Source organism: Streptomyces sp. NPDC022910 (assembly GCF_055561075.1).
In genome coordinates, this window is sequence record NZ_JBVHHL010000020.1 from 53,403 (window position 1) to 72,007 (window position 18,605).

Here is an 18,605-nt window from a genome sequence, read left to right on the forward strand (position 1 = left end):
CAGATATTTCCTCCGCCGCTTTGGCGGACCACCGCCCCGGCACGGTCCTCACAGACGAGACCGAAGCCGGACAGCACAACCGGTCGCCGAGCCAGACAGGCCGACGTCCGCTCCAGGGAAGGACCCTTCGTGAGCGACACCACCGATCTGATGGGCGCACGTGTCGAGGAGACCGCTGCCGCGCCCGCCACGGACGCTTCCGCGCCTGCCACCGGTGCCGGCTCCCGGCGGCGCCGCGGTACCGGCCTCGAGGGCATGGTGCTGGCCGAGCTGCAGCAGGTCGCATCGGGCCTCGGCATCAGGGGCACGGCGCGCATGCGCAAGAGCCAGCTGATCGAGGTCATCAAGGAGGCGCAGGCGGGCGGCGCCCCGGCCAAGGCCGAGGAGGCCACCGAGGCCAAGCCCAAGCGCCGGACCACCTCCAGGGCCCGTACCGGCGACGAAGCCGCCGCGGCCGAGCCCAAGGCCGAGCAGCCTGCCGAGCAGTCCGTGGCCCCGCAGCAGATCGAGATCCCCGGCCAGGGAGCCGGTGACGACGCCCCGGCCGAGCGCCGACGGCGCCGCGCCACCGCCGAGGCCGGCAGCCCCGAGACGGTCGCCGCCGAGGCGAAGAGCGAGCCGAAGGCCGAGACGCCGGTCCAGACGCAGCCGCAGGGCGAGGCCAAGGCCGACGCCGGTGAGGGCGAGGGCCGTCGCCGTGACCGCCGTGAGCGCGGCCGTGACCGCGACCGCCGCGGCAAGGGCGAGGAGCAGCAGGGCCAGGGCGGCCAGCAGCGTCAGCAGCAGGGCCAGCAGCAGGGCGGTGGCCGCCAGGACCGCCAGGACCGCCAGCAGGACGACGACGACTTCGAGGGCGGCCGCCGGGGCCGTCGCGGCCGCTACCGCGACCGCCGTGGCCGTCGTGGCCGTGACGACATGGCCGTCGAGCCGCAGCTCGCCGAGGACGACGTCCTGATCCCCGTCGCGGGCATCCTGGACATCCTCGACAACTACGCCTTCATCCGTACGTCGGGCTATCTGCCGGGTCCGAACGACGTGTACGTCTCCCTCGCCCAGGTCCGCAAGAACGGCCTGCGCAAGGGTGACCACATCACCGGCGCGGTCCGTCAGCCGAAGGAGGGCGAGCGGCGCGAGAAGTTCAACGCGCTCGTCCGTCTCGACTCCGTCAACGGCATGGCGCCGGAACACGGCCGTGGCCGCCCGGAGTTCAACAAGCTGACCCCGCTGTACCCGCAGGACCGCCTGCGCCTGGAGACCGACCCGGGCGTGCTGACCACCCGCATCATCGACCTGGTGTCGCCGATCGGTAAGGGCCAGCGCGGTCTGATCGTGGCCCCGCCGAAGACCGGCAAGACCATGATCATGCAGGCGATCGCCAACGCGATCACCCACAACAACCCCGAGTGCCACCTGATGGTCGTCCTCGTCGACGAGCGTCCGGAAGAGGTCACCGACATGCAGCGGTCGGTCAAGGGCGAGGTCATCTCCTCGACCTTCGACCGTCCGGCCGAGGACCACACCACGGTCGCCGAGCTCGCCATCGAGCGGGCCAAGCGACTGGTGGAGCTGGGCCACGACGTGGTCGTCCTGCTCGACTCGATCACGCGTCTGGGCCGTGCGTACAACCTCGCCGCCCCGGCCTCCGGCCGCATCCTGTCCGGTGGTGTCGACTCCACGGCCCTCTACCCGCCGAAGCGCTTCTTCGGTGCGGCCCGCAACATCGAGGACGGCGGCTCGCTGACCATCCTCGCCACCGCCCTGGTGGACACCGGGTCCCGCATGGACGAGGTGATCTTCGAGGAGTTCAAGGGCACCGGCAACATGGAGCTCAAGCTCGACCGGAAGCTCGCCGACAAGCGCATCTTCCCGGCGGTGGACGTGGACGCGTCCGGTACCCGTAAGGAAGAGATCCTGCTCGGTGCCGAGGAGCTCGGCATCGTCTGGAAGCTGCGCCGGGTGCTGCACGCACTCGACCAGCAGCAGGCGATCGAGCTGCTCCTCGACAAGATGAAGCAGACGAAGTCGAACGTCGAGTTCCTGATGCAGATCCAGAAGACGACGCCCACGCCGAACGGCGACTGAGCGTCCGGCACCGAAGGGCCGCCCTGTCTCACCGACGGGGTGGCCCTTTGCGCTGTTCAGGTGCGGCGTATCTCCACAAGGGCACCGGAAAGGCCGCGAGCGAGATCTTTGCCACAAGGATCGAGGTCGGTACCGGTTTCCCGCCGTACGACATCCTCGCGTGTAACCGCAGGTCAGTGGAGTCTTCTCCGTCTCGCCGCTACTCAGCGTGTCCATCTCGGCGTCACGGGGTGCACGCCGCGTTGTGCAACTCTTTCCCCGGTTTCTCCGTCTGACCGTACGGAGCGACCATGGAACGACGGAGGTCCCCCACTCGGGTGAAGCCGAGAGCCGGGCAGAAGCCGAGAGCTTGGGGAGGGTCGCCGTTGACCGGGCCTGGCCCTTGAAGCAGGGGGTAACCGACCGGACAAGGACTGAGGAGCACATGCCTGCCGAGAGCACATCGGACGCCGGCACCGCCGGCATAGCCGACGCAGCCACGACGACCGGAGCACGCCGCGGGGCCAAGGGCCGCCGCCGCAAGCCCCGTGGCAAGGGGCGCAAGGCCGTCCTCGTCACGGCCTGGACCGCCGCGGGCATCCTCGTGCTCGGCGGCACCGGCCTCGGCTACCTGTACTTCAAGCTCAACGGCAACATCAAGAGCGTCGACATCAACCAGGCCCTCGGCACCGACCGGCCCATAAAGGTCGACAACGGCTCCGAGAACATCCTCGTCCTGGGGTCGGACACCCGCTCGGGCAGCAACAAGGCGCTGGGCGGCGGCACCGACGACGGCAGCGCCCGCTCCGACACGGCGATGATCGTGCACGTCTACAAGGGCCACAAGCAGGCCAGCGTGGTCTCCATACCGCGCGACACGCTCGTCGACCGCCCCGAGTGCACCGACACCAAGGGCACCGCGCACCCGGCGGCATCCGGCGTGATGTTCAACTCCGCGTACTCCACCGGTGGCGCCGCCTGCGCCGTGAAGACCGTCGAGTCGATCACCGGCATCCGCATGGACCACTACGTCGAGGTGGACTTCTCCGGCTTCCAGAAGCTGATCGACGACCTCGGCGGTGTCCGGGTGACCACCACCAAGGACATCGACGACAAGGACAGCCACCTCGACCTGAAGGCCGGGACGCACACCCTCGACGGGCAGCAGGCGCTCGGTCTGGTCCGCACCCGGCACGGCGTCGGTGACGGCTCCGACCTCGGCCGTATCCAGCTCCAGCAGGCCTTCATCAAGGCCCTGGTCAACCAGGTCAAGCACATCGGCGTCCTGACCAGCCCGACCAAGCTGTACGACCTCGCCGACACCGCGACCAAGGCCGTGACCACCGACTCCGACCTGGCCTCCGTCAAGGACCTGGCGTCCTTCGCCGACGGGCTGAAAAGCATCAGCTCGTCGCACATGAACATGGTGACCATGCCGGTCCAGTACGACCCGGCGAACCCCAACCGCGTCCTGATGGAGCAGGCCAAGGCCCAACTGGTGTGGGACGCCCTGAAGAACGACAGGCCGATCCCGGCGAACGCGACGAAGGGGACGGCGACGGGCGAAGCCAAGGGCGTCGTCACGTCGTCCTGAAACCGCCGGGGCCCTCGGGGCGTGGAGGGCCCACCGGCGGAGACGGTCTGTTGATGGCCAGGTGGGACTGTCCTGCGGACGGGCGTCGGGGACGACCGGTTGGGGCGCGCAGGTTTTTCCGGGACGTGCGCAGGCCCGTCTCCGGCGCTTGCGGGCGTCTCTCCGCTCGGTGAGGGGGCGGTTCCAGTGCCTGCGTCGGCGTCCCAGAAGCAGGTGGGCCTGATGCGCATCCGAGCCGCGCCGGGGCCACGCCCGCCTCGTCACAGGGCTTCCGGCCTGGTCGGGGCAGCGCTTTCCGGTGTCTGCCGGGGCTGTGGCCTTGGGCCTGGTTCGGCGCGGGGGGTTTCCGGTGCCCGCCCGGGGCCCGCCGTCTTGGGCTTGGTCCCGGACGGCTGTTTCTCGGTGCGCGCCGGGCCCATGGACTGCCGGAACCCGCCCGTCCCGGGCCGGTGGTCGTCCGGTCTCGCCCGGGGCCGCACGAGCGCTTCCCGGCCCGTCCGCGTCGTTCGCCCAGCCCTCGTCGGCGCCCCTGGTGGGAATAGATCACTTGTGCCCCCGGTTTTGGGGATGCGGTCAGTCCTGGCAGACTGGTACGTCGGCTCCGGTTCACGCTGCCGCATCCCGCGGCTGCGACCCGGCGCCCTCCCGGAATCTAGGAGACACCTTGAAGCGCGACATCCACCCCGCGTACGTCGAGACGCAGGTCAGCTGCACCTGCGGCGCGTCGTTCACCACCCGTAGCACGATCGAGTCCGGCACCATCCGGGCCGAGGTCTGCTCCGAGTGCCACCCGTTCTACACGGGCAAGCAGAAGATCCTCGACACCGGTGGCCGTGTGGCCCGCTTCGAGGCCCGCTTCGGCAAGGCTGCCGCTGCCAAGAAGTAGCGAGCCCACAGCGCCGGTCTCCGGTGCTCCCGTTTTCACGCACGAAGCGGGGGCGCCGGGACCGGCGCTTTGCGGTGCAGCCACCAATCGTCGTACTACGTCCCCCACGCCCCGGTCGGGCGGGGGACATCCCATGGGAGCCGGAGATGTTCGAGGCCGTCGAGGAACTGGTCGGTGAGCACGCCGACCTGGAGAAGAAGCTCGCGGATCCGTCGGTCCACGCCGACCAGGCGAATGCGCGCAAGCTCAACAAGCGCTACGCCGAGCTGACTCCGATCGTCGCCACGTACCGCTCCTGGAAGCAGGCCGGCGACGACGTCGGAACCGCCCGCGAACTGGCGGCCGACGACCCGGACTTCGCCGCCGAGGTCAAGGACCTGGAGAAGCAGCGCGAGGAACTGACCGAGAAGCTGCGCTTCCTGCTCATCCCGCGCGACCCCAGCGACGACAAGGACGTCATCCTGGAGATCAAGGCGGGTGCCGGCGGTGACGAGTCGGCGCTCTTCGCCGGCGACCTGCTGCGCATGTACCTGCGCTACGCCGAGCGCATCGGATGGAAGACCGAGATCATCGACTCCACCGAGTCCGAGCTCGGCGGCTACAAGGACGTCCAGGTCGCCGTGAAGACCCGGGGGCAGAGCGAACCGGGCCAGGGTGTGTGGGCTCGCCTGAAGTACGAGGGCGGCGTGCACCGCGTGCAGCGGGTGCCCGCGACCGAGTCCCAGGGCCGTATCCACACCTCCGCGGCCGGTGTGCTGGTCACGCCGGAGGCGGAAGAGGTCGACGTGGAGATCAACCCGAACGACCTCCGCATCGACGTCTACCGCTCCTCCGGTCCGGGTGGCCAGTCCGTCAACACGACCGACTCCGCCGTGCGCATCACGCACATCCCGACGGGTGTCGTCGCCTCCTGCCAGAACGAGAAGAGCCAGTTGCAGAACAAGCAGCAGGCGATGCGTATCCTGCGCTCCAGGCTGCTCGCCATGGCGCAGGAGGAGGCGGAGAAGGAGGCCGCCGACGCCCGCCGCAGCCAGGTCCGCACCGTCGACCGCTCCGAGAAGATCCGCACGTACAACTTCCCGGAGAACCGCATCTCGGACCACCGCGTCGGCTTCAAGGCGTACAACCTGGATCAGGTCCTGGACGGCGACCTCGACGCGGTGATCCAGGCCTGCGTCGACGCGGACTCGGCCGCCAAGCTCGCGGCCGCGTAAGGCACGTACACAACCGGAGGACCAGCGTGAACCTGCTGCTCGCGGAGGTGGCCCAGGCCACCCAGCGGCTGGCCGACGCCGGCGTGCCCTCGCCGCGCAACGACGCGGAGGAGCTCGCCGCGTTCGTGCACGGCGTCAAGCGGGGCGAGCTGCACTCCGTGAAGGACGCGGACTTCGACGCCCGCTACTGGGAGGTCATCGCCCGTCGCGAGGCCCGCGAGCCGCTCCAGCACATCACCGGGCTCGCCTACTTCCGGTACCTGGAGCTCCAGGTCGGGCCGGGGGTCTTCGTCCCGCGCCCGGAGACCGAGTCGGTCGTCGGCTGGGCCATAGACGCGGTGCGCGCGATGGACGTCGTCGAGCCGCTGATCGTGGACCTGTGCACCGGCTCGGGGGCCATCGCGCTCGCCCTGGCCCAGGAGGTGCCGCGCTCCCGCGTGCACGCCGTGGAGCTGTCCGAGGACGCCCTCCAGTGGACCCGAAAGAACATGGAGGGATCCAGGGTCGACCTGCGCCAGGGCAACGCCCTGGACGCGTTCCACGACCTCGACGGCCAGGTCGACCTCGTGATCTCCAACCCGCCGTACATCCCGCTCACCGAATGGGAGTACGTCGCGCCCGAGGCCCGGGACTACGACCCGGAGCTGGCCCTGTTCTCCGGCGAGGACGGCCTCGACCTCATCCGCGGCCTGGAGCGCACCGCGCACCGGCTGCTGCGCCCCGGCGGCGTCGTCGTCATCGAGCACGCCGACACCCAGGGCGGCCAGGTTCCGTGGATCTTCACCGAGGAGCGGGGCTGGGCCGACGCGGCCGACCACCCCGACCTCAACAACCGCCCGCGCTTCGCGACCGCCCGCAGGGCGCTGCCGTGAGCACCCCGAAGACTCTCTTTCCGCAGCAGTACGTGTACGAGGAGGCCAGCTGAAGATGGCACGGCGATACGACACCAACGACGTGACCGACCGCGCGACCGGTCTGCGTGAAGCCGCGTCCGCCGTCCGCCGTGGCGAACTCGTGGTGCTGCCGACCGACACCGTGTACGGCATCGGCGCCGACGCGTTCTCCTCGGAGGCCGTGGCCGACCTGCTCCAGGCCAAGGGCCGGGGTCGCAACATGCCCACGCCCGTCCTCATCGGCTCCCCGAACACGCTGCACGGCCTCGTCACGGACTTCTCCGAGATGGCCTGGGAGCTGGTCGACGCGTTCTGGCCGGGCGCCCTCACGCTCGTCGCACGGCACCAGCCGTCCCTGCAGTGGGACCTGGGGGACACCCGTGGCACCGTGGCCGTGCGCATGCCGCTGCACCCGGTCGCCATCGAGCTGCTGACCGAGGTCGGCCCCATGGCAGTCTCCTCCGCGAACCTGACCGGCCACCCGGCGCCGGAGAACTGCGAGGCCGCGCAGGAGATGCTCGGCGACTCGGTCTCCGTCTACCTGGACGGCGGCCCGACCCCCGGCAACGTCCCGTCCTCGATCGTCGACGTCACGGGCAAGGTGCCGGTGCTGCTCCGGGCCGGAGCTCTGTCCGCCGACGAGCTGCGCAAGGTCGTACCCGACCTCGAGGTGGCGAATTGACAGCCCCTGACGCGGGGCGTGGCATAGGCAACGGGGACGAGACGGGGACCTTTGGACTGCCCCGCGACACTTTCCGCATCCTCCACGTCAGCACCGGCAACGTGTGCCGCTCGCCGATCACCGAGCGGCTGACCCGCCATGCCCTGGCGGACCGGCTCGGCGACCCGCTGTGGGGTGGGCTGATCGTGGAGAGCGCGGGCACCTGGGGCCACGAGGGCGCGCCCATGGAGGCGAATGCGGAGACGGTCCTGGCCGACTTCGGCGCGGACGCCTCCGGCTTCGTGGGCCGGGAACTCCTGGACGAGCACGTCATCCGCGCCGACCTGGTCCTGACCGCGACTCGGGACCATCGTGCCCAGGTCATCTCCATGGGCCACTCGGCGGGCCTGCGCACCTTCACGCTGAAGGAGTTCACCCGCCTCGTCCGCGCGATAGACCCCGCCACGCTGCCTCCGCTGGAGGACGGCGTGGTCGCCCGCGCCCGCGCCCTGGTCCGTGCGGCGGCGGCTCTGCGCGGCTGGCTCCTGGCCCCGACGGCCGAGGCGGACGAGGTCTACGACCCCTACGGGGCGCCGCTCACGTTCTTCCGGTCGGTCGGGGACGAGATCCACCAGGCGGTGGACCCGGTGGTGACGGCACTGACGGGCGTTCCCGCCCGGGCCTGATCGTGGACCTTGGCCCGACGGGCAAGGGCGCCACGGAGAGGCCCGCTGTGCCGAGGCGAACGCGGTCGCCCGCTCGACTCCGGACAGGCGCCGACGGGTGTGCCCGCGCGGGTCCGGTTCACGCAGGTCTCCCCTTGTCCCAGTGATGTCGCTGGTCCACCGGAGGGACGGCCTGGTGGCGTGGGGCCGCCCACGGACCGTCTCGTCACGCCCACGGGCGTACCTGTGCACGTGACGACCGGCGTCTCGGGGGTCCCGGGCCTACATTGGACGTACGTTCCCGACGCCCGGAGCCCACCATGGCGGTCACGCACACCCTTGAGGCCGACGTCCTGCGTCGGCAGGACCCCGAAGTGGCCGAGATCCTCCTCGGGGAACTCGCCCGGCAGTCGACGACGCTCCAGCTCATCGCCGCCGAGAACTTCACCTCGCCCGCGGTGCTCGCCGCCCTCGGCTCCCCGCTCGCCAACAAGTACGCCGAGGGGTATCCCGGCGCCCGGTACCACGGCGGGTGCGAGATCGCCGACGTCGCCGAGCGCATCGCCGTGGAGCGGGCCAAGGCGCTGTTCGGGACCGAGCACGCCAATGTGCAGTCGCACTCGGGATCGTCCGCGATGCTCGCCGCGTACGCCGCCCTGCTCAGGCCGGGCGACACCGTGCTCGCCCTGGGGCTGCCGCACGGCGGACACCTCACGCACGGCTCGCCCGCCAACTTCTCCGGCCGATGGTTCGACTTCGTCGGCTACGGCGTGGAGGCGGACTCCGGGCTCATCGACCACGAGCAGGTGCGCGCCCTCGCCCGTACGCACCGCCCCAAAGCCATCGTCTGCGGGTCCATCGCCTATCCGCGCCACATCGACTACGCCTTCTTCCGGGACGTCGCCGACGAGGTGGGCGCGTACCTCATCGCGGACGCCGCCCATCCGATCGGGCTGGTCGCCGGGGGAGCGGCGCCCAGCCCGGTGCCGTACGCCGACGTCGTCTGCGCCACCACGCACAAGGTGCTGCGCGGCCCGCGCGGCGGCATGATCCTGTGCGGCAGCGAACTGGCCGAGCGTGTCGACCGGGCGGTCTTCCCGTTCACCCAGGGCGGCGCCCAGATGCACGCCATCGCGGCCAAGGCCGTCGCGTTCGGGGAGGCGTCGACGGAGCCCTTCGCCGTGTACGCCCATCAGGTGGTGGCCAACGCCCGGCGGCTCGCGGCGGCCCTGGGCGCCGAGGGACTGGCGATCACCACCGGCGGCACCGACACCCATCTGCTGACCGTGGATCCCGCCCCGCTCGGTGTGGACGGCCGTACCGCACGGGGACGGCTCGCGGCGGCCGGCATGATCCTGGACACCTGTGCGCTGCCCCACGGCGACGCCCGCGGCCTGCGTCTCGGCACCGCCGCCCTGACGACGCAGGGCATGGGCGAGGCCGAGATGACGTACATCGCGGAGCTGTTCGCGTCGGTGCTGCGCGACGAGGCGGACGCGAAAAAAGTGCGTGAAGAAGTGCGGGAGCTGACCGGTAGATTTCCGCCGTATCCCGGCCGGTAGGGGGTAGGCGCAGCCGAGTACACAGCCACGCGTGCAACCATCGTCGCTACCCGTTTGTCCTCAACCATATGCACGCGAAGCTAGGGTGTGGGGCTGAGGATGTTCAGCGAGACCTGTGGGGAAGCCCGTGCGTGAATACCTGCTGACGCTCTGCATCACGGCCGCGGTGACGTATCTGCTGACAGGGCCGGTACGCAAGTTCGCGATCGTGGCCGGAGCCATGCCGGAGATCCGGGCCCGTGACGTGCACCGGGAACCGACTCCCCGGCTCGGCGGTATCGCCATGTTCTTCGGCCTGTGCGCCGGCCTGCTGGTCGCCGACCACCTCAAGAACCTCAACGAGGTCTTCGCCAAGTCGAACGAGCCGCGGGCGCTGCTGTCGGGGGCCGCGCTCATCTGGCTGATCGGCGTGCTGGACGACAAGTTCGAGATCGACGCCCTGATCAAGCTGGGTGGCCAGATGATCGCCGCGGGCGTGATGGTCATGCAGGGTCTGACGATCCTGTGGCTGCCCGTCCCGGGCGTGGGCACCGTCTCGCTCACCCAGTGGCAGGGCACCCTGCTGACCGTGGCACTGGTCGTCATCACGATCAACGCGGTCAACTTCGTCGACGGCCTCGACGGCCTCGCCGCCGGCATGGTGTGCATCGCGTCGGCCGCGTTCTTCATGTACGCGTACCGGATCTGGTACGGCTACGGGCTGGAGGCCGCGGCTCCGGCGACCCTGTTCGCGGCCATCCTGATGGGCATGTGCCTGGGCTTCCTGCCGCACAACATGCATCCCGCGCGGATCTTCATGGGCGACTCGGGGTCGATGCTGATCGGGCTCGTGCTCGCCGCCGGGGCCATCTCGATCACCGGGCAGGTGGACCCGGACGCGATGAACCTCTTCTCGGGTTCGGAGCGCGCGACGGTCCACCAGACCGTTCCCGTCTACATTCCGCTGCTGCTCCCGCTGACGATCATCGCCGTCCCGGCCGCCGATCTCGTCCTCGCGATCGTGCGCCGCACCTGGCGCGGCCAGTCGCCGTTCGCGGCCGACCGCGGGCATCTGCACCACCGGCTCCTGGAGATCGGCCACTCGCACAGCCGGGCCGTGCTGATCATGTACTTCTGGTCGGCGCTCATCGCCTTCGGCGCCCTGGGGTACTCCGTGAACTCGGCGTCCCTGTGGATCGTGCTCGGCATCGTGGTGCTGAGTGCGGTCGGCCTCATCCTGCTTCTGCTGCCGAGGTTCACTCCGCGCGCCCCGCGCTGGGCGGAGGCCTTCGTGCCCCCGCGCTACCGCCGTCGCCGCCGCGCCGCCCTGGCCCCGGCGGCGGTCGCCGGGTACGAGGCGGAGGGCCTGCCGGACCCCGAGCGGGAGCACCGCACCCCGGTCGGCGTGGGCGTATCAAGGGTCTCGGGGGTCTCAGGAGTCAACGGCGCCACGGCCATCGGCCCCCGTGCCGGCCTGGACCGTCGCAAGGCCGAGTCGTCGCGCTGATGCCCAAGGTAAGAATCTGACTAACGCGTTGCCAACGCATGACGGTGCAAAGAGCCTCAATACCAGACAAGCCGCCGTGGCATCCGCGCAGACGCGCAGGTTCACTCTCATGTGTGACAGTGGGCACACCACCTAGGTAAAGACCGCATCAAATAGTTTGTGATACCGTTCACGAGAGCCCCGGGACAGAGCCGAAGGATCCAGTGCGATGGACCCTCGGCGTGAGGACCCCACTCGGCCCGGGACTACGCTCGTCCATGACGACACCCTGCCCCCTTCAGTAAGCGGAGTTGCCGCCATGCCGTCCAATGACGCCCGGAACCTTCTGCAGACCGCTGTGCCCACCGCGGCCGTCGGCGTGATCGCCGTAGCCGTGAGCGGTGTGGTCGCAGGGGGCAAGGGGGCGCTCGGCGCGGCTGTCGGCGTGGTGCTGGCCGTCCTCTTCATGGGGATCGGCCTGTACGTCCTGCAGTGGACGGCAAAAACGCTCCCGCACCTGTTCCAGGCCATGGGGCTGATGCTCTATGTCGCCCAGCTCCTGCTGCTCTTGATCTTCGTGGGCCTCTTCAAGGACACCTCTCTCTTCAACGCGAAGGCGTTCGCGCTCGCGCTCGTCGTCGCGACCGTCGTGTGGATGGCCGCGCAGGCTCGTGCGCACATCAAGGCCAAGATGTTCTACGTCGACCCGGACTCCCGGAAGAGCGAGACGTCGGAGAAGGCGGGCTCTACGTCGTGAGGGGTAGGGCCGGGATAAAGACGTGTGAGAGATCCTGCTATCGTCCGGTGCCAACTGCGGCATCGCGGGCGCGGGCACCTGAGCTGACGCCTGCTCAATCGCGAGGCTCGATGCCCCCCAGCCGCCCCTACATCCGTAACACCAGTCCGGTGCCGATCCGCGGCTGCGCGCCGCGCCGACACAACGAGGTTGCCGTACCCATGCGTCACGCCGAAGGAGCCCGTGGTGAGTGCTGACCAGACCCAGCTCGCCTTTGACTGGAGTTGTCGGATCCTGTCCGACAACGGGTGTGGCTTTCCGGCTCCGGGCCTGCACTCGTTCCTCTTCGAGCCGATCGCCACGGTCGGCGGGTTCGAGTTCAACAAGGTGATGCTGCTCGCCTTCATCGCCACCGCCGTCGTCGTCGGCTTCTTCTGGGCGGCCTTCGGCAAGGCCAAGGTGATCCCGGGCAAGCTCCAGCTGGTGGGCGAGGCCGGCTACGACTTCGTGCGCCGCGGCATCGTCTACGAGACGCTCGGCAAGCGCGAGGGCGAGAAGTACGTCCCGCTCATGGTCTCGCTGTTCTTCTTCATCTGGATCATGAACATCTGGTCCGTGATCCCGCTCGCCCAGTTCCCGGTGTCGTCGATCATCGCGTACCCGGCGGTGCTCGCCGCGGTCGTCTACATCGTCTGGCTCTCGCTCACCTTCAGGAAGCACGGCTTCGTGGGCGGTCTGAAGAACCTCACCGGTTACGACAAGTCGCTCGGCCCGGTGCTGCCGCTCGTCGTGGTCATCGAGTTCTTCTCGAACGTCCTGGTCCGTCCGTTCACGCACGCGGTCCGACTGTTCGCCAACATGTTCGCCGGCCACCTGCTGCTGGCGATGTTCACGGTCGCCTCCTGGTACCTGCTGAACAGCTACATGATCCCGGCCGCGGGCGTCTCGTTCGTCATGACCGTGATCATGATCCTCTTCGAGCTCTTCGTACAGGTCGTCCAGGCGTACGTGTTCGTGCTGCTGGCCTGCTCCTACGTTCAGGGCGCTCTCGCCGAGCACCACTGACCGCTCCGCTCCACCCCAGCCCCAAGTCGTCCGGTGGCCAACCCCCACCGGTCCGTAAAAGAGAAGGAAGAAACGGCATGTCCGCTGCCATCGACCTCGCCGCCGGCGTCTCCGGTTCCCTCGGCTCCATCGGTTACGGCCTCGCCGCCATCGGCCCCGGTATCGGTATCGGCATCATCTTCGGTAACGGCACCCAGGCTCTGGCCCGTCAGCCCGAGGCGGCCGGTCTGATCCGAGCCAACCAGATCCTCGGCTTCGCCTTCTGTGAGGCGCTCGCCCTCATCGGCATCGTTATGCCGTTCGTGTTCGGTCAGTAATCACCTACTCACCGACACGTATAGACGAAAGGCACTGATGTGATCGCCAACCTGGTTCAGCTGGCGGCTGAGGAGAAGCAGAACCCCCTCCTCCCGCCGGGCCCTGAGCTGCTCGTCGGCACCATCGCCTTCGCCATCGTGTTCTTCTTCTTCTGGAAGAAGGCGCTTCCGAACATCAACAAGGTTCTCGAGGAGCGCCGCGCGGCGATCGAAGGCGGCATCGAAGAGGCCGACGCCATGAAGGTCGAGGCCCAGAGCGTGCTTGAGCAGTACAAGGCTCAGCTCGCCGAAGCCCGGCACGAGGCCGCGCGGCTGCGCCAGGAGGCGCAGGAGCAGGGCGCCGCTCTCATCGCCGAGATGCGCGCGGAAGGCCAGCGGCAGCGCGAGGAGATCGTCGTCGCCGGTCACACGCAGATCGAGGCCGACCGCAAGGCCGCGGCGCAGGCTCTGCGCCAGGACGTCGGCCGGCTGGCGACCGAGCTCGCCGGCAAGCTCGTCGGCGAGTCCCTCGACGACCACGCCCGGCAGAGCCGCGTCATCGACCGCTTCCTCGATGAGCTCGAGGAGAAGGCCGAGGCCGCGCGATGAACGGAGCGAGCCGCGAGGCCCTGGCTGCCGCACGCGAGCGTCTGGACGCGCTGACGGACTCGACGTCCGTGGACGCGGCGCAGCTCGCCGACGAGCTGGCCGCCGTCACCGCGCTGCTCCACCGCGAGTCGTCGCTGCGTCGGGTCCTGACCGACCCGGCGCAGCCCGGCGAGGCCAAGGCCGAACTGGTCCAGCGCCTGCTCGGAGCCCAGGTCGGCGGGCCGGCCGTGGACCTGGTGTCCGGCACGGTGCGTTCCCGCTGGTCGCAGCCGCGTGACCTGGTGGACGCGCTGGAGGAACTGGCGAGCCTCGCCGACCTCACCGCCGCCGAGAAGGCGGACGCGCTCGACGACGTCGAGGACGAGCTGTTCCGGTTCAGCCGGATCGTCTCCTCGAACACCGAGCTGCGCGCCGCGCTGACCGACCGCGCCGCGAGCGTCTCGGCCAAGATCGAGCTGCTGCACCGGCTCCTCGGCGGCCGCGCCAACGTGACGACCGAGCGTCTGGTGACGCGTCTTGTGACCGCGCCGCGGGGACGTAGCCTGGAAGCGGGACTCGAGTCCCTGTCCAAGCTCGCGGCCGCGCGCCGTGACCGCGTGGTCGCCGTCGTCACTTCGGCGGTTCCGCTGAGCGACACCCAGAAGCGGCGCCTCGGTGCCGCACTGGCCAAGCTCTACGGCCGCCAGATGCACCTGAACCTCGACGTGGACCCCGAGGTCCTCGGCGGGATCCGGGTGCAGGTCGGTGACGAGGTCATCAACGGTTCGCTCGCGGACCGCCTGGAGGACGCCCGCCGTCGCATGGCGAGCTAGCAGCAACTCCATACGCAGTACTACGGCCCGAGTTGGGCCGTGCAGAGGATTCCTGGGGGTCGCCCCCAGACCCCCACAGAAACTTCGGGCCCAACAAGGAGAGCAGGGAACCCAGATGGCGGAGCTCACGATCCGGCCGGAGGAGATCCGGGACGCACTGGAGAACTTCGTCCAGTCGTACAAGCCGGACGCGGCCTCGCGCGAGGAGGTCGGTACGGTCACCCTTGCCGGCGACGGCATCGCGAAGGTCGAGGGTCTGCCCTCGGCCATGGCCAACGAACTGCTGAAGTTCGAGGACGGCACCCTCGGCCTCGCCCTCAACCTCGAGGAGCGCGAGATCGGTGCCATCGTCCTCGGTGAGTTCAGCGGCATCGAGGAGGGCCAGCCGGTGCAGCGCACCGGTGAGGTTCTCTCGGTCGCGGTCGGCGAGGGCTACCTCGGCCGTGTCGTCGACCCGCTCGGCAACCCGATCGACGGCCTCGGCGAGATCGAGACCGACGGCCGCCGCGCCCTCGAGCTGCAGGCCCCCACGGTCATGCAGCGCAAGTCGGTGCACGAGCCGATGGAGACGGGCTACAAGGCCGTCGACGCGATGACCCCGATCGGCCGTGGTCAGCGCCAGCTGATCATCGGTGACCGTCAGACCGGCAAGACCGCCCTGGCCGTCGACACGATCATCAACCAGCGCGACAACTGGCGCTCGGGCGACCCGAAGAAGCAGGTCCGCTGCATCTACGTCGCCATCGGCCAGAAGGGCTCCACCATCGCGTCGGTGCGCCGCGCGCTGGAGGAGAACGGCGCGCTGGAGTACACGACCATCGTCGCCGCCCCGGCATCCGACCCGGCCGGCTTCAAGTACCTGGCGCCCTACACTGGTTCGGCCATCGGCCAGCACTGGATGTACCAGGGCAAGCACGTCCTGATCATCTTCGACGACCTGTCGAAGCAGGCCGACGCCTACCGCGCCGTGTCCCTGCTGCTGCGCCGTCCGCCGGGCCGCGAGGCCTACCCGGGTGACGTCTTCTACCTGCACTCCCGTCTGCTGGAGCGCTGCGCCAAGCTCTCCGACGACATGGGTGCCGGTTCGATGACCGGTCTGCCGATCGTCGAGACCAAGGCCAACGACGTCTCGGCGTTCATCCCGACCAACGTCATCTCCATCACCGACGGCCAGTGCTTCCTGGAGTCCGACCTGTTCAACGCCGGTCAGCGTCCGGCCCTGAACGTCGGTATCTCGGTCTCCCGCGTCGGTGGCTCCGCCCAGCACAAGGCCATGCGCCAGGTCTCCGGCCGTCTGCGCGTCGACCTCGCCCAGTTCCGCGAGCTGGAGGCGTTCGCCGCCTTCGGTTCCGACCTGGACGCCGCGTCGAAGGCCCAGCTGGAGCGCGGTCAGCGCATGGTCGAGCTGCTGAAGCAGAACCAGTACGAGCCGATGGCCACCGAGGATCAGGTCATCTCCATCTGGGCCGGCACCAACGGCCGTATGGACGACGTTCCGGTCGCCGACATCCGGCGCTTCGAGCGGGAGCTCCTGGACTTCCTGCACCGCAAGCACCAGGGCCTCATGACCTCCATCAAGGAGGGCGCCAAGATGCCGGACGAGACGATCCAGGCGATCGACGACGCCGTCGCGGAGTTCAAGAAGCAGTTCGAGACCTCGGACGGCAAGCTGCTCGGCGAGGACACCCCGGCCGTAGCCGCCAAGTGACGTAAGGGAGGGACCTGACTCATGGGAGCCCAGCTCCGGGTCTACAAGCGTCGCATCCGATCCGTCAGCGCGACCAAGAAGATCACGAAGGCGATGGAGATGATCGCCGCCTCGCGCGTCGTCAAGGCGCAGCGCAAGGTGGCGGCCTCCACGCCGTACGCGACCGAGCTCACTCGCGCGGTCACGGCGGTCGGCACCGGCTCGAACACCAAGCACCCGCTGACCACCCAGGCCGAGACGGTCACGCGGTCCGCCGTGCTGCTCCTGACGAGCGACCGCGGTCTGGCCGGCGCCTTCAACTCCAACGCGATCAAGGCGGCGGAGCAGCTGACCGAGCTGCTGGAGCGCGAGGGCAAGCAGGTCGACACGTACATCGTCGGCCGTCGCGGAGTGGCCCACTACAACTTCCGTGAGCGCAAGATCGCGGAGTCGTGGACGGGCTTCACCGACGACCCGACGTACGCGGACGCCAAGAAGGTCGCGGCTCCGCTCATCGAGGCCATCGAGAAGGAGACGGGGGACGGCGGGGTGGACGAACTCCACATCGTCTACACCGAGTTCGTCTCGATGATGACGCAGACGGCGCTCGGCGCCCGTCTGCTGCCGCTCAGCCTCGAGGAAGTGGCGGAGGAGTCGGCAGCCAAGGACGAGATCCACCCGCTGTACGACTTCGAGCCCTCGGCGGAGGACGTCCTCGACGCCCTGCTGCCGCGCTATGTGGAGAGCCGTATCTACAACGCGCTGCTCCAGTCGGCCGCTTCGAAGCACGCCGCCACGCGGCGCGCGATGAAGTCGGCCACCGACAACGCCGGAGAGCTCATCGAGAATCTCACCCGGCTTGCCAACGCGGCCCGCCAGGCCGAAATCACCCAGGAAATCAGCGAGATCGTCGGTGGCGCGAGCGCCCTGGCCGACGCGACCGCGGGGAGTGACTACTAATGACCACCACAGTTGAGACGGCCACGGCGACGGGCCGCGTCGCGCGGGTCATCGGCCCGGTCGTCGACGTGGAGTTCCCCGTCGACGCGATCCCGGACATCTACAACGCCCTTCACGTCGAGGTCCTCGACCCGGCCAACGAGGGGGAGAAGCGGACGCTGACCCTGGAGGTCGCCCAGCACCTGGGTGACGGCGTGGTCCGGACGATCTCCATGCAGCCCACCGACGGTCTGGTCCGCCAGGCTGCGGTGACGGACACCGGCGCGGCGATCTCCGTCCCGGTCGGCGACTTCACCAAGGGCAAGGTGTTCAACACCCTCGGTGAGGTGCTGAACGTCGACGCGGAGTACGACGGCGAGCGTTGGCCGATCCACCGCAAGGCGCCGAACTTCGACGAGCTCGAGTCGAAGACCGAGATGTTCGAGACCGGCGTGAAGGTCATCGACCTGCTGACCCCGTACGTCAAGGGCGGCAAGATCGGTCTGTTCGGCGGCGCCGGTGTCGGCAAGACGGTGCTCATCCAGGAGATGATCTACCGCGTCGCCAACAACCACGACGGTGTCTCCGTGTTCGCCGGTGTCGGTGAGCGCACCCGTGAGGGCAACGACCTCATCGAGGAGATGACCGACTCGGGCGTCATCGACAAGACCGCGCTGGTCTTCGGTCAGATGGACGAGCCCCCGGGCACCCGTCTGCGCGTCGCGCTGGCCGGCCTCACCATGGCCGAGTACTTCCGTGACGTCCAGAAGCAGGACGTGCTGTTCTTCATCGACAACATCTTCCGCTTCACGCAGGCCGGTTCCGAGGTCTCCACCCTGCTCGGCCGTATGCCGTCCGCGGTGGGTTACCAGCCGAACCTGGCCGACGAGATGGGTCTCCTCCAGGAGCGCATCACCTCGACCCGCGGTCACTCGATCACCTCGATGCAGGCGATCTACGTCCCCGCCGACGACCTGACCGACCCGGCCCCGGCCACCACGTTCGCCCACCTCGACGCGACGACGGTTCTCTCCCGTCCGATCTCCGAGAAGGGCATCTACCCGGCCGTGGACCCGCTGGACTCCACGTCCCGCATCCTGGACCCGCGCTACATCGCGCAGGAGCACTACGACGCCGCCATGCGCGTCAAGACGATCCTGCAGAAGTACAAGGACCTCCAGGACATCATCGCGATCCTCGGTATCGACGAGCTCGGCGAGGAGGACAAGCTCGTCGTCCACCGGGCCCGCCGTGTGGAGCGCTTTCTGTCCCAGAACACCCACGTCGCCAAGCAGTTCACCGGCGTCGACGGGTCGGACGTCCCGCTGGAGGAGTCGATCGCGGCCTTCAACGCGATCATCGACGGCGAGTACGACCACTTCCCGGAGCAGGCGTTCTTCATGTGCGGTGGCATCGACGACCTGAAGAAGAACGCGAAGGAGCTGGGCGTCTCCTGACGC

At 69.1% G+C, this 18,605-nt stretch carries 17 protein-coding genes; all 17 read left to right on the forward strand.

The genetic code is table 11. From position 1 onward, the window contains the following. Window positions 1–129: 129 nt before the first annotated feature. Window positions 130–2,082, forward strand: a complete 1,953-nt coding sequence (gene rho, locus ACZ3TS_RS20425; protein ID WP_467619730.1) for a transcription termination factor Rho — start codon at window positions 130–132, stop codon at window positions 2,080–2,082. 424 nt (window positions 2,083–2,506) lie between these two features. After that, window positions 2,507–3,655, forward strand: a complete 1,149-nt coding sequence (locus ACZ3TS_RS20430; protein WP_467619732.1) for an LCP family protein — start codon at window positions 2,507–2,509, stop codon at window positions 3,653–3,655. A 664-nt stretch (window positions 3,656–4,319) separates the two neighbouring features. Beyond that, entirely contained in the window at window positions 4,320–4,541 is a 222-nt protein-coding gene (gene rpmE / locus ACZ3TS_RS20435; protein WP_103838593.1) for a 50S ribosomal protein L31, read from the forward strand. A 146-nt stretch (window positions 4,542–4,687) separates the two neighbouring features. Beyond that, window positions 4,688–5,755: a peptide chain release factor 1 gene (gene prfA, locus ACZ3TS_RS20440; RefSeq protein ID WP_467619735.1), complete on the forward strand. Its 1,068-nt coding sequence runs from the start codon at window positions 4,688–4,690 to the stop codon at window positions 5,753–5,755. A 26-nt stretch (window positions 5,756–5,781) separates the two neighbouring features. Further along, window positions 5,782–6,627: a peptide chain release factor N(5)-glutamine methyltransferase gene (prmC, locus tag ACZ3TS_RS20445; protein WP_467619736.1), complete on the forward strand. Its 846-nt coding sequence runs from the start codon at window positions 5,782–5,784 to the stop codon at window positions 6,625–6,627. A gap of 55 nt (window positions 6,628–6,682) precedes the next feature. Further along, on the forward strand, window positions 6,683–7,330 hold the full coding sequence (locus ACZ3TS_RS20450; protein WP_467619737.1) for an L-threonylcarbamoyladenylate synthase: 648 nt from the start codon (window positions 6,683–6,685) through the stop codon (window positions 7,328–7,330). Beyond that, window positions 7,327–7,995 (forward strand): arsenate reductase/protein-tyrosine-phosphatase family protein, encoded by a 669-nt coding sequence (locus ACZ3TS_RS20455; protein ID WP_467619740.1) that lies wholly within the window; start codon window positions 7,327–7,329, stop codon window positions 7,993–7,995. Before ACZ3TS_RS20450 ends, ACZ3TS_RS20455 begins: the two co-directional genes overlap by 4 nt. A 299-nt stretch (window positions 7,996–8,294) precedes the next feature. After that, window positions 8,295–9,536 (forward strand): serine hydroxymethyltransferase, encoded by a 1,242-nt coding sequence (locus ACZ3TS_RS20460; RefSeq protein ID WP_467619741.1) that lies wholly within the window; start codon window positions 8,295–8,297, stop codon window positions 9,534–9,536. A gap of 127 nt (window positions 9,537–9,663) precedes the next feature. Further along, window positions 9,664–11,022, forward strand: coding sequence for an MraY family glycosyltransferase (locus ACZ3TS_RS20465; protein ID WP_467619742.1), 1,359 nt, complete (start codon window positions 9,664–9,666; stop codon window positions 11,020–11,022). Between the two features lie 298 nt (window positions 11,023–11,320). After that, complete coding sequence (locus tag ACZ3TS_RS20470) at window positions 11,321–11,758, forward strand: hypothetical protein (protein WP_467619745.1); 438 nt, start codon at window positions 11,321–11,323, stop codon at window positions 11,756–11,758. Window positions 11,759–12,031: 273 nt separating this feature from the next. After that, the gene (atpB, locus tag ACZ3TS_RS20475; protein ID WP_467619879.1) at window positions 12,032–12,802 is read left to right on the forward strand and encodes a F0F1 ATP synthase subunit A; all 771 of its coding nucleotides are present in this window, start codon (window positions 12,032–12,034) and stop codon (window positions 12,800–12,802) included. 77 nt (window positions 12,803–12,879) lie between these two features. After that, window positions 12,880–13,119: an ATP synthase F0 subunit C gene (gene atpE / locus ACZ3TS_RS20480; protein ID WP_046591560.1), complete on the forward strand. Its 240-nt coding sequence runs from the start codon at window positions 12,880–12,882 to the stop codon at window positions 13,117–13,119. A 39-nt stretch (window positions 13,120–13,158) separates the two neighbouring features. Then, the gene (locus tag ACZ3TS_RS20485; RefSeq protein ID WP_467619747.1) at window positions 13,159–13,707 is read left to right on the forward strand and encodes a F0F1 ATP synthase subunit B; all 549 of its coding nucleotides are present in this window, start codon (window positions 13,159–13,161) and stop codon (window positions 13,705–13,707) included. Beyond that, window positions 13,704–14,519 carry a F0F1 ATP synthase subunit delta gene (locus tag ACZ3TS_RS20490; RefSeq protein ID WP_467619749.1) on the forward strand — a complete coding sequence of 272 codons (816 nt, stop codon included), beginning with the start codon at window positions 13,704–13,706 and terminating at the stop codon, window positions 14,517–14,519. The genes ACZ3TS_RS20485 and ACZ3TS_RS20490 overlap by 4 nt, the downstream gene beginning before the upstream one ends. 115 nt (window positions 14,520–14,634) lie before the next feature. Continuing rightward, a complete protein-coding gene (gene atpA, locus ACZ3TS_RS20495) occupies window positions 14,635–16,227 on the forward strand; it encodes a F0F1 ATP synthase subunit alpha (protein ID WP_467619751.1) in 1,593 nt (530 codons plus the stop codon). A gap of 21 nt (window positions 16,228–16,248) precedes the next feature. Continuing rightward, on the forward strand, window positions 16,249–17,166 hold the full coding sequence (locus ACZ3TS_RS20500) for a F0F1 ATP synthase subunit gamma (RefSeq protein WP_467619753.1): 918 nt from the start codon (window positions 16,249–16,251) through the stop codon (window positions 17,164–17,166). Beyond that, entirely contained in the window at window positions 17,166–18,602 is a 1,437-nt protein-coding gene (atpD, locus tag ACZ3TS_RS20505) for a F0F1 ATP synthase subunit beta (protein WP_467619754.1), read from the forward strand. Before ACZ3TS_RS20500 ends, atpD begins: the two co-directional genes overlap by 1 nt. The last annotated feature ends 3 nt before the right edge of the window (window positions 18,603–18,605 follow it).

Excerpts from the sequence above, each read along its gene's own strand:
- ACZ3TS_RS20430 (WP_467619732.1), top strand. The coding sequence starts at position 2,507 with ATGCCTGCCGAGAGCACATCGGACGCCGGCACCGCCGGCATAGCCGAC.
- prfA (WP_467619735.1), top strand. The coding sequence starts at position 4,688 with ATGTTCGAGGCCGTCGAGGAACTGGTCGGTGAGCACGCCGACCTGGAG.
- ACZ3TS_RS20450 (WP_467619737.1), top strand. The coding sequence starts at position 6,683 with ATGGCACGGCGATACGACACCAACGACGTGACCGACCGCGCGACCGGT.
- ACZ3TS_RS20460 (WP_467619741.1), top strand. The coding sequence starts at position 8,295 with ATGGCGGTCACGCACACCCTTGAGGCCGACGTCCTGCGTCGGCAGGAC.
- ACZ3TS_RS20470 (WP_467619745.1), top strand. The coding sequence starts at position 11,321 with ATGCCGTCCAATGACGCCCGGAACCTTCTGCAGACCGCTGTGCCCACC.
- atpE (WP_046591560.1), top strand. The coding sequence starts at position 12,880 with ATGTCCGCTGCCATCGACCTCGCCGCCGGCGTCTCCGGTTCCCTCGGC.
- ACZ3TS_RS20490 (WP_467619749.1), top strand. The coding sequence starts at position 13,704 with ATGAACGGAGCGAGCCGCGAGGCCCTGGCTGCCGCACGCGAGCGTCTG.
- atpA (WP_467619751.1), top strand. The coding sequence starts at position 14,635 with ATGGCGGAGCTCACGATCCGGCCGGAGGAGATCCGGGACGCACTGGAG.
- ACZ3TS_RS20500 (WP_467619753.1), top strand. The coding sequence starts at position 16,249 with ATGGGAGCCCAGCTCCGGGTCTACAAGCGTCGCATCCGATCCGTCAGC.
- atpD (WP_467619754.1), top strand. The coding sequence starts at position 17,166 with ATGACCACCACAGTTGAGACGGCCACGGCGACGGGCCGCGTCGCGCGG.